The sequence below is a fragment of the Spirillospora sp. NPDC046719 genome (assembly GCF_040645715.1).
GTDB lineage: Bacteria > Actinomycetota > Actinomycetes > Streptosporangiales > Streptosporangiaceae > Spirillospora.
Genome location: NZ_JBEYYT010000352.1, coordinates 1 through 10,223, shown reverse-complemented (window position 1 = coordinate 10,223; position 10,223 = coordinate 1). Strand labels below are relative to the sequence as shown.

The following is a 10,223-nucleotide window of genomic DNA, read 5'->3' as shown; positions in this document are numbered from 1 at the left end:
CGCGCGCCGCACGGCCGGGCGGGACGTTTCAGCGTGACGACGCGGACGTCTCGGCTGTGCGCGCCCATCGGGACGCGGCGCCCGCGATGGCGCTGACGGTCTCGAGGGGCAGGGACGACGCGTCCTGAAGGACGTGCAGGTCCACCGTGACGCCGGAACGTGCGGCGCGCGCGGCGAACGCGAGCGAGTCGTCCAGGAGCGGATCCGTCCCCGCCGCCACCAGATGGACGGGCGGCAGCCCGTGCAGGTTGGCGTACAGCGGGCTGAGGAGCGGGTCGGCGGGGTTCGCGCCGGCCGCGTAGCGCTCGACGCGCCGCCGCAGCCCCGCGGCGTCGAACCCGGGGTCGGCGCTCGCGTTGAGGCGCAGGCTCGGCGCCTCCAGCATCAGGTCGAGCAGCGCCGACGCCAGTACCGCGCATGGGGGCGGCTCGGCGCCGAGGTCGCGCAGCCGCAGCAGCAGGGCGGCGGCCAGTCCGGCGCCGAGGCGCTCGCCCGCGACCACCGTGGGGCCGGACGCCCGGCAGTGGTCGTAGGCGGCGTGGACGTCGTCGAGCGCGGCGGGGAACCGCGGCGCGTACCGGCAGGAGACGACGGTCGCCCCCGTGCGGAGGGCCAGGTGACCGGCCATGTCGAGCACCGGCCCGGCGCCGGCCGGCCGGTCGCCGTCACCGGGCACGTAGAGGACGGTCGTCCCGCTCGGCTCCGCCGGGCGCACGACCGCTCCCACCGGGCACTCGGTCACCCACACGTCATCGCGCACGGTTCATCGCCCTCTCCGCCGCCTCCCAGTGCTCGTCCGCGACCCACAGCCGGGCGAAGGCCGCCGCCGCCTCGTGCGCCGTCAGCCCGCCCGCGACGACGCGCTTGATCTCGCGCGCAGCGCCGGTGGCGAGGGACGCGGCCAGCGACCGCCAGCCCTCCTCGAAGGAGTCGCGCGGGAGCACCAGGTCCACCAGGCCGACGCGCTCGGCCTCCTCGGCGCCGAGCACCGTGCCCGCGCCCGCGAGCAGGAGCGCCCGGCCCCGGCCGACCAGCGCGGCCAGCCGCTCGGCCCCGCCCCAGGCCGGCATGATCGCCAGGGTCGACTGGGTGAAGCCGATCCTGACGCCGGCGGCGGCCACCCGGATGTCGGCGGCCACCGCGACCTCGGCGCCGCCGCCGAGCGCGTGCCCGTTCAGCGCGGCGAGCACCGGTGCGGGGAAGGCCGCGATCCGGTCGCAGACGCCGCGCATCCGCAGGGCCATGGCGATCGCCTCGGGCTCGGTGCGGATCGCGGCGAGCTCCTTGAGGTCGCCGCCCGAGACGAACGCGCGGTCGCCCGCGCCCCGGATCACCAGCGCGCCCGCGCCCTCCGCCGCGTCGAGCGCCTCCTCCAGCTGGTCCATGGTGGCCGGTGCGATGGCGTTGCGGGCCTGCGGGCGGTCGATGGTGATGACCGCCACCCCGCGCTCCAGCTCGAGATCGACCATGCGCTCTTCTCCATTGATGAAAGTGGCATTCTCATCTTTGGAAACAGCGTATTCGCCAGTCAGGGCGCAATCAAGCCCGGAGCCTCGCGCACGGCGGGGGACCCGGCGGATCAGCGCGCGGTCGCGGCCCCGGGGCCGCGGAGGGCGGTCAGGCAGAACCGCCAGACGTTCTCGGCGAGCGCCTCGCGGTCGCCCTCCGGCGGCTCGCCCAGCCCCAGGATCAGCGTGTGGAACGACGTCGTGACGATCGAGGTGACGATGTGGACGTCCCAGTCCAGGTTCGCCGGCCGGACGAGCCCCGCCTCGGCCGCGTCGACGATGAGCTCCCGGACGAACGCCTCGTACGGGCGCCCCGTCGCGGCGATCGTCTCGGGGCTCGTCCGGGCGATCCGCACGTGCTCGAAGGCGATCACCCGGCTGAGCGACTCGTTCTCCCGGTGCCACACCAGCGGCCAGGTCACCGCCATCCGCAGCCGCTCCAGCGGATCGCCGGACGCGGACAGGACGTACTCGCGGATCCTCGGCAGCGCTCCGGTGACGGACGTGGTGAACACCGTCCGCAGGAACTCCTCCTTGGTGGGGAAGCACCGGTAGAACGTCTTGATGGCGACGCCCGCGCGGCGGACGAGCTCCTCGATCGTGTACTGCGAGTCGCCGTGTTCGAGGAGCAGCTGCTGCCCGGCCTTGACGAGCTTCGCCCGCGGCCCGACGAAGCCGCCGCGCGCCGGACGCTCGACGGCGTGCCGCGCCATGCGCTCCGCCCACCCCGGCTCCAGCGTCACGCGCCAAGGGTATCGTCCGCCTCGTCCAGCGGCCGGAAGACGGGGATCACGGCGTCCGGGGCGATCTCGTCGTAGTCCACCCGGACCCGCATCCCGATCCGCGGCCGGTCCGCCCCGACCACGGTCGTGTGGATCAGCGGCCCCTCGTCGAGCTCGACCAGCGCGACGTTCGGCGGCGGGTCGGCGAACGAGGTCGCGTACCGCTGGTGCACGACCGTCCAGGTGCGGAGGCGGCCGAGGCCGCTCGCCGGATCCCACGCCATCGGCGCCATGCCGTGCGCCGGGCAGCCGCCCGCCGGCCACACCGCCCGGCCGCAGATCCCGCAGCGGAACACCAGGAAGCGGCGCTCGCGGCAGCCCTGCCAGAACTCCGCGTCGGCCGTGTCCGGCGCGACGTCCCCGGGGTAGGGGCGCGGGGCGCTCACCGGGGCCTGCCCAGCACGAGCGACACGTGCGCCCACGAGCCGTGCACGCCGCCGTTGCCGCCGCTGCCGCTGACCAGGCACAGCTCGGCGTCCGGTACCTGGTTCGTCGGTGCCCGGCCGCGGACCTGCAGCACGCCCTCCGACAGCGGCGTGAACCCGGTGGCGTAGAACCCCGAGTGCTGCCCGCCGCCGGTGTTGGTGGGCAGCTTCCCGGTGGGTCCGGTATGGCCGTCCCGCACGAACGCGGGCGCCTCGCCCTCACCGCAGAAGCCGTACTCCTCCAACTGCATGAGCGTCGCGATCGTGAAGGGCGCGTAGAGCTGCGCGGCGGAGATGTCCTCGGGACCCACGCCGGCCTCCGCGTACGCGCGCCTCGCGGCGTCGGGCGCCGCGCCGAACCGCCCGTCCATCGTGCCGTCCCACCAGTTGGCGATGTTGTGCCCGCAGCCGGAGCCGAGGACCGCGACCGGGCTCCCGGCGCAGTCCGCGGCCCGCTCCGCCGACGTGATGACGACGGCGACCCCGCCGTCGGTCGGGCGGGAGCAGTCGAGCAGCCGCAGCGGGTCGGCGATCATCCGGGACGCCTGGTGGTCGGCCACGGTGATCGGCCGCCCGTACCCGACCGCCCCCGGCCGGACGCTCCCGTACGCTCGTTCCACGACGGCGACCGCCGCCAGGTCCTCCGAGGACGCGCCGTGCGCCTCCAGGTACCGCCGCGCGGCCATGGCGTAGACGGCGCCCGGTCCGACCAGCCCGTAGAGGTAGGGATAGCCGTAGCTGTAGCCGCCGATGTCGGACCGGGCGGCGACGCCGTGGTTCGGCTCCAGGCGCGGGGCCGACCCGGTGAACGCCTCCCCGTAGACGCTGAGGACGTGGTCCGCCTGACCGGTGGCGATGAGACCGGCGGCGACGACGACCGACAGCGCCGGGGAGGCGCCCCCCGAGTTCAGCGCGAACGACGCCCGCGGGGACAGCCCGGCGTAGCGCAGGTCCTCGGGCTGGGCGCCGAAGCAGATGCAGGCGTCGATCAGCTCGCGGCCGAGCCCCGCGTCGAGCAGCGCCGCGTCGATGGCCTGCCTCCGCAGCTCCCGGGGCGAGATCCCGAGCCGGCGCCCCTGCGGGCTCATGCCGAGCCCGACGATCGTGGCGGTCCGCGCGTCCGTCACGAGACCCCGCCGGGGACGGGCAGGTCCGCGGTGTCGGCCGGGGTGAACTGGAACAGCCGCTCGGCGTTGCCCCGGAGCACCTTGTACTGCACCTCGGGGTCCATCCCGGCGAGCCGGTCGTGGGCGAGCTTGATGGAGTTCGGCCAGGTGGTGTCCGAGTGCGGGTAGTCGGTCTCGATCATGACGTTGTCCTCGCCGATGAGCTCGAGGTTGCGCAGCCCCGCGACGTCGTCGATGAAGCAGCCGTAGACGTGGTCGCGGAAGCTCTGCCGGATGTCGAAGTTCAGGTAGTCGATGCTGTGCGCGCCGCCGTCGGTGCGCTGCTGCTTGCTGCCCTTGCCGGGGTCGTAGTCGATACCGCGCTGGAACCAGAACCGCTGCTTGTCGATGACCTGCTCGGCGCGCTCCAGGAAGTAGGGGATCCAGCCGATGTTCCCCTCCGCCAGCGAGATCCTCAGGCCGGGGAAGCGCTCGAACACTCCGCTGAACAGCCAGTCGAGCATCGTCCCCGAGGTGCGGACGGCGCCCCAGGACAGGTTCGCCATGAAGTTGGTGTCGCCGTTGATCGACGGGATCTGCGACGACGAGCCGACGTGCATGCAGACGACGACGCCGCACTCCGCGGCGGCGCGCAGGAACGGGTCCCAGTAGCGGCCCGGGTCGTTGATCGTCGGGAGGCCGAGCGGCTCGGGGTTCTCGCTGAACGCGACCGCGCGGACGCCGCGGTCCGCGACCCGGCGCACCTCGTCCGCCGCGGCCTCGGGGTCCCACAGCGGGATCAGCGTGAGCGGGATGAACCGGCCGGGCGCGCTCGCGCACCACTCGTCGACCATCCAGTCGTTGTAGGCCTTGACGCAGGCGAGCCCGAGCTCCTTGTCCTCGCCGCGGTGGAAGGTCTGGCCGCAGAACGCGGGGAAGGTGGGGAACGTCATCGACGCGAGGATGCCGCCCTGGTCCATGTCCTCGACGCGGGCGCGCGGGTCGTAGCAGCCGGGCCGCATCTCGTCGTAGCCGAGCGGCTCCGGGCTGATCAGGCTCTTGTCCCGGCCGACCGTCGCCGACAGGCCGCTGGCGCGCTGCTTCATGCCGAGGTAGTGCCACGTGCCCTTGCCGTCGTCGTCGATGACGAGCTTCGGGCCGCGGTCGCGGAACTTCGCGGGCAGCCAGGTCTCCCACAGGTGCCCCGGTTCGAGGACGTGGTCGTCGACCGAGATCAGCCAGTTCAGGTCGGGGGCGGTGCCGGTCGTCGCGGTCCGGGGTTCGGTCATCGTGGTTCGTCCCTTCGGTCGGGACGCCGGCGCTTCCGGCGTCGTGTTCGTCGTCGTGTCCGCCGCCGGCCGGTCTCGCCGGCCGGCGGTCAGGCCCCTGCGGGCTTCGCGCCGAGGTCGTGGGCCGGCGCCGGCGTCTCGCGGGGGCGGCGGCCGCCGATGAGCAGGCCGAGCACCGTGCCCGCGAGCGACAGGGCGGTGACGCACAGCAGCGCGGCCACCAGCGCCGAGCGGGTGGGCAGCGTGGTGCCGGGCACGGTCGACCGGGCGAGCACGACCGAGGTCAGCGACAGCCCGCAGGCCACGGCGATGTTCTGCGCCACCCGGTTGATCCCGGTCGCCTCGCCGGTGTGCTCCTCCGGTACGCCCTCGGCGATCAGGACGGGCAGCGCCGTCGCGGCGAAGCCGGTGGCGATCCCGGTCAGGGTCAGGCAGAGCAGGGTGCCCGCGACGCTCTTGGCGAGGAAGATCCAGAGGACCACGCCCGCCACGTAGGCGCAGGTGCCGATGACGAGCGGCCACCGCGCCCCCACCGCCTGCGCGAGCCGTCCGCTGACGAACGCGCCGCCGTAGCCGAACACCGCGACGACGAGCAGCAGCCGGCCGGAGGCGGTGGGCGACAGCCCCAGCCCCACCGGCGCCTTCGACGGAAGCTGCAGCACCAGCTGCGACAGGATGGCGATCGCCCCCATCGGCCCCAGCCCGACCATGACCGTCGCCGCGGTCGTCAGCCGGACCTTGCGGTCGGCGAACAGCCGGAGGTCGACCATGGGCGCCGCGACGCGCCGCTCCCACCAGGCCCAGACGAGGAAGGCCGCGACGCCCAGCGCGAACGCCAGCAGCACCCGCGAGTCGTCCCAGCCCCACTCGCGGGCCTGGGTGGCGCCGAAGAGCACGCCGCCGGCGGCCGGGGCGAGCAGGACGCCGCCCAGCACGTCGACGGTGGGCCGCGGCGTCATCCCCGGGGTGCGCGGCAGCCCCCGGATCGCGATCGCCGTCGCGGCGACGCCGAGGACCGTCGCCGTCAGGAACATGGCGCGCCAGCCGCTGTGGTCGATCAGGACGCCGGCGAGCAGGGCGCCGGCGCCCGTGCAGACCGGCACGACGCCGCCGAGCAGCGACATCGCCAGCGGCACCCGCCGCTCCGGCAGCAGCTCGCGGACCATGCCGAACGACAGCGGCAGGGCGCCCGCGGCGATGCCCTGGACGCCGCGGCCCAGCACCACGAGCCACAGGTCGCCGGCCAGCACGCTGATCAGCGAGCCCGCGGCCGCGGCCGCCAAGACGGCGACGAGCACGGCCCGCCGGCCGAAGATGTCGCCGAGCCGCCCGCTGGTGGCCGCCGAGGCGGCGCCGACGAGCAGGTAGATCGTCGTCGTCCAGCCGACGGTCGACGCGTCGGCCCGGAAGACCTTCATGAAGGTGGGGATGGCGGCGACCGCCATCGCGGTCTCGAACACGGCGCAGACCTCGATCGCGATCAGCGCGATCACCAGGCCGGTCAGCGCGCGTTCGGTCAGTGCGCGTTCGGTCGGGGCGCGTTCGGTCGTGGCTCGGGGCGGCTCGGACGTGGGCTCGGCGGTCACCGGGTCCTCCTGGGGTGGGGTGGGGTGGAGCTGCGGTTCCGGTGCACGGGGCGGGTGTCACACCACGCCGGACTCCTTGAGGGCCGCGATCGCGTCCCAGCCGCGGCCGAGCTCGAGCAGCACCTCTTCGGAGTGCTCGGCGTGCTCGGGGGCCCGGCCCAGGCGGGGGACGCGCTCGTCGAACTGCACGGGGGCGCTCATCAGCCGGACGGCGGTGCCGTCGTGGTCGACGGGCACGGCGTATCCGTTCTCGGCGACCTGCGGGTCCTCGGCCGCCTCGAGCATGGTGCGCTGGACGGCCCACGGCCCGGCGAGGCCGGCGAGGCGCCGCTCCCACTCGGCCAGGGGCAGGGCGGCGAAGACGGACTCCAGGACGGCGGTGCAGGCGTCGTGGTTCGCGGATCGCGCGGCCGCGTCGGCGAACCGCTCGTCCGCGACCAGGTCGGGGCGGTCCAGGTGGTGGCAGAGGTCCGGCCACCAGCGGTCGGACTCGATCATCATGAGGGCGATCCAGCGGCCGTCGGCCGTCCGGTACCCGCGTCCGATGGGGTTGGCCGAGCGGCCGGTGGCCACCGGGAACTCCCGGCCCAGCCCCCAGGAGTAGAGGATCGCGCTGGAGTGCTGCCACAGCGCGGAGCCGAGCAGCGAGACGTCGACGCACGCGCCCTCGCCCGTCCGCTCGCGGCGGAACAGCGCGGCGGCGATCCCGAACGCGAGGTTCATCGCGCCGGCCTTGTCGCCGAACGCGGGCGGCTGGGGGAGCGGCCGGTCGGCGTCGGGCGCGGTGAGGGCGGACGCGATGCCGCTGCGCATCCAGAACGAGGTGAAGTCGTACCCGCCGCGGTCGGCGTCCGGGCCGCGCGCCCCCTGGCCGGTCGCGCGCGCGTAGATGATGCGCGGGTTGCGGGACCGGACGGTGTCCTCGTCGAACCCGAGCTTCGCCCGCGCCGGCCCCCGGAAGTTCGTCACGAGGACGTCGGCCCGGTCGACCAGCTCCATGAGCAGCTCCCGGCCGCGCGGGTCGCGCAGGTTGAGCCCGACGCTGCGCTTGCCGCGGTTGGTCTGGGCCGTGACCAGGTTGACGTGCCCGACCTTCGGGACCACCCCGGAGGTGGCGAGGGCGCGCTGCGGATCGCCGGTGACCGGGTCCTCGATCTTGATGACGGAGGCCCCGAAGTCCGCGAGCACCGCCGCGGCGGCCGGCGCGAACGTCCACTGCGCCACTTCCAGGACCCGCACGCCGTCGAAGACGGGCGTCGGGGCGGCCGGTCGGTCGGGCATGGGGCTCTCCTTCGCGTGCTCGCGCCGCCGCGGTGGGCGCGGACGGGCGCGGGGCGTACCGGATCCAGGGCCGAATGGCAGGGCGAGAGGTCATCGGTGGCGCCTTCTCGGCTGTGTCGAAACCTCAAGCTAACTAGGAGAAGCCCATATGTCCATAAGATGGAGAAGAACATTCTCAGCTGGAAGCTGAAAGTGTCTCAAGTGTGCTGTGCTCCGGCCGGTCGATGGTCGTCTTGCTGCGAAGATTTATGGAGAAGCTCATTCTCTTGACGGTTCTATCGGAGCGTGCTTATGGTCGAGAGGCCCGGCCGATCTCCGGTGACCGGGTTCAACGATCACCGTGACGACCGGTGAAAGTCAGCGCGCTCCCCACGGATCCGGCATGCCCTTTCGCATGCCCGGACGCCGGCGGGCGCGGGGACACCGGCGAGCACCGAGGAAGGGCCGACGACATGGGGCAACTGGACGGCAAGGTCGCGTTCATCACGGGCGCCGGTCGCGGGCAGGGACGCTCGCACGCGGTGCTGCTGGCCGAGCAGGGCGCGGACGTGATCGCCGTGGACATCTGCGCCGACATCCCGACCGTCCCCTATCCGATGGCGACGGAGGACGACCTGGCCGAGACGGCCCGCCTCGTCGAGGCGGCCGGCCGGCGCTGCGCCACCGCCGTCGCCGACGTCCGCGACATCGGGGCGCTGCAGAAGGCGCTGGACCACGGCATCACCCGGCTGGGCGGCGTGGACATCGTGCTCGCCAACGCCGGCGTGCTGCACAGCGACCGGACCGAGACGACCCTGGAGCAGGCCGCGGAACGCTGGGCCGACGCCGTCGGGGTGATGCTCACCGGCGTCTTCAACACCCTGAAGGTCGCGCAGAGGCCGCTCGTCGAGCAGGGCCGCGGCGGTTCCATCGTGATCACCGGGTCCACGGCCGGGCTGAAGGGCATGACGGACGGCTCCGGCGGCATGTCCGGGTACAACGCGGCCAAGCACGGCGTCGTCGGCCTGGCGAAGGGCTTCGCGCGCCTGCTCGGCCCGCACGGCGTGCGGGTCAACGTCGTGCACCCGACCGCCGTCGACACCTTCATGATCAACAACCCGTACGCGCCGATGACGCGGGCGAGCGACGCCCAGGCGCTCGCGCGGGTGCTGCCGATCGACCGGCTCCGGCCGCTCGACGTCAGCCGGGCGATCCTGTGGCTGGTGTCGGACGCGGCGTCCGCCGTGACGGGCACGGCGCTCCCGCTCGACGCCGGCGTGAGCCTGTGACCCCGGAGGCGGCGCACGCGCCCGCCGTGCCCGCGCCGGGCTCCCGTGTGGACGGCGTCCGCCTCGGGTCGGGCCCGGCCCTGCGGGTCACGGACCCGGCGGACCTGTCCACGGTGGCCGAGGTGCCCACGGCGGAGCCCGCGGACTTCGAGCGCGCGGTGCGGGCCGCGAGGCGCGCCTTCGACGGCTGGTCGCGGAGGCCGGCCGCCGAACGGGCCGGCCTCGTCCTGCGCTTCCTCTCCGCACTGGAGGAGCGGCGCGGGGAACTCGAAGAAACCATCGTCGCCGAGACCGGCGCGCTGCTGCCGTCGGCCCGGACCCTGCACGTGGCGGGCGCGATCGGCCACGCCCGCGCCGCCGTCCGGATCCACGCGTCCCTGCCGGAGGAGGAGCACAACCCCGTCCCGCTGGACGACCTCGTCGCCGGGGGACGGGTGGTCACCAGCGTCCTCGGCTGGGAGCCGCTCGGCGTCGTCGCGGCCATGCCGGCCTACAACGTGCCGCTGTTCCTGGCGCTCTGGAAGGTCGTCCCGGCGCTGCTGACCGGCAACACCGTCGTCCTGCGGCCGAGCCCGCTCGCACCGCTGGCGGTGCTGGCCGCCGGCGAGGCCGCCGAGGCGGCGGGGTTCCCGCCCGGGGTGCTGAACGTGCTGGTCGAGGAGGGCACCGCCGGAGCCGTCCTGATGACGAGCGCGCCGGAGGTCGACGCCGTGTCGTTCACCGGCTCCAGCGCCGTCGGCGCCGCGATCGCCGCCCAGGCCGCGCCCACGCACAAGCGGGTGATGCTCGAACTCGGCGGCAAGTCCGCGGGCGTCTACCTGCCCGACGCGGTGGGGCGGGCGGCGGACGGCATCGCGGTCGTGATGCGCGCGATGGCGGGGCAGGGCTGCGTCCTGCAGACCCGGGTGCTGGTCCCGCAGGAGACCAAACGGCGCGTCCTCGACGAGGCGACCGCATCGGCCAGACCGTCTACCTGTC

10 protein-coding genes are annotated in these 10,223 nt (G+C 74.3%); 2 read left to right on the top strand and 8 right to left on the bottom strand.

Translation table 11 applies throughout. The annotated features are described in order from the left end of the window. Window positions 1–28: 28 nt before the first annotated feature. From ABZ914_RS38550 to ABZ914_RS38515, 8 genes are all read right to left on the bottom strand, one after another. A complete protein-coding gene (locus ABZ914_RS38550; RefSeq protein WP_500199409.1) occupies window positions 29–760 on the bottom strand; it encodes an alpha/beta hydrolase fold domain-containing protein in 732 nt (243 codons plus the stop codon). Then, window positions 750–1,469, bottom strand: coding sequence for an enoyl-CoA hydratase/isomerase family protein (locus ABZ914_RS38545; protein WP_500199407.1), 720 nt, complete (start codon window positions 1,467–1,469; stop codon window positions 750–752). The genes ABZ914_RS38550 and ABZ914_RS38545 overlap by 11 nt, the downstream gene beginning before the upstream one ends. Window positions 1,470–1,579: 110 nt before the next feature. Beyond that, the gene (locus ABZ914_RS38540; RefSeq protein ID WP_500199406.1) at window positions 1,580–2,251 is read right to left on the bottom strand and encodes a TetR/AcrR family transcriptional regulator; all 672 of its coding nucleotides are present in this window, start codon (window positions 2,249–2,251) and stop codon (window positions 1,580–1,582) included. Continuing rightward, window positions 2,248–2,676 carry a Zn-ribbon domain-containing OB-fold protein gene (locus tag ABZ914_RS38535; protein ID WP_500199404.1) on the bottom strand — a complete coding sequence of 143 codons (429 nt, stop codon included), beginning with the start codon at window positions 2,674–2,676 and terminating at the stop codon, window positions 2,248–2,250. Before ABZ914_RS38535 ends, ABZ914_RS38540 begins: the two co-directional genes overlap by 4 nt. Next, window positions 2,673–3,842 (bottom strand): thiolase family protein, encoded by a 1,170-nt coding sequence (locus tag ABZ914_RS38530; RefSeq protein ID WP_500199401.1) that lies wholly within the window; start codon window positions 3,840–3,842, stop codon window positions 2,673–2,675. Before ABZ914_RS38530 ends, ABZ914_RS38535 begins: the two co-directional genes overlap by 4 nt. Further along, window positions 3,839–5,110: an amidohydrolase family protein gene (locus ABZ914_RS38525; protein WP_500199400.1), complete on the bottom strand. Its 1,272-nt coding sequence runs from the start codon at window positions 5,108–5,110 to the stop codon at window positions 3,839–3,841. Before ABZ914_RS38525 ends, ABZ914_RS38530 begins: the two co-directional genes overlap by 4 nt. Before the next feature lie 89 nt (window positions 5,111–5,199). After that, window positions 5,200–6,696 carry an MFS transporter gene (locus ABZ914_RS38520; protein WP_500199398.1) on the bottom strand — a complete coding sequence of 499 codons (1,497 nt, stop codon included), beginning with the start codon at window positions 6,694–6,696 and terminating at the stop codon, window positions 5,200–5,202. A 57-nt stretch (window positions 6,697–6,753) separates the two neighbouring features. Beyond that, window positions 6,754–7,977, bottom strand: coding sequence for a CaiB/BaiF CoA transferase family protein (locus ABZ914_RS38515; RefSeq protein WP_500199397.1), 1,224 nt, complete (start codon window positions 7,975–7,977; stop codon window positions 6,754–6,756). Window positions 7,978–8,429: 452 nt separating this feature from the next. On the opposite strand from ABZ914_RS38515, the gene ABZ914_RS38510 reads away from it, so the two are divergent. Continuing rightward, window positions 8,430–9,245 (top strand): mycofactocin-coupled SDR family oxidoreductase, encoded by an 816-nt coding sequence (locus tag ABZ914_RS38510; protein ID WP_500199396.1) that lies wholly within the window; start codon window positions 8,430–8,432, stop codon window positions 9,243–9,245. Next, window positions 9,242–10,223, top strand: a 982-nt coding sequence (locus ABZ914_RS38505) for an aldehyde dehydrogenase family protein (RefSeq protein WP_500199395.1), incomplete at its 3' end; no start/stop codon positions are given. The genes ABZ914_RS38510 and ABZ914_RS38505, both read left to right, overlap by 4 nt.

Excerpts from the sequence above, each read along its gene's own strand:
- ABZ914_RS38510 (WP_500199396.1), top strand. The coding sequence starts at position 8,430 with ATGGGGCAACTGGACGGCAAGGTCGCGTTCATCACGGGCGCCGGTCGC.
- ABZ914_RS38525 (WP_500199400.1), bottom strand. The coding sequence starts at position 5,110 with ATGACCGAACCCCGGACCGCGACGACCGGCACCGCCCCCGACCTGAAC.
- ABZ914_RS38545 (WP_500199407.1), bottom strand. The coding sequence starts at position 1,469 with ATGGTCGATCTCGAGCTGGAGCGCGGGGTGGCGGTCATCACCATCGAC.
- ABZ914_RS38515 (WP_500199397.1), bottom strand. The coding sequence starts at position 7,977 with ATGCCCGACCGACCGGCCGCCCCGACGCCCGTCTTCGACGGCGTGCGG.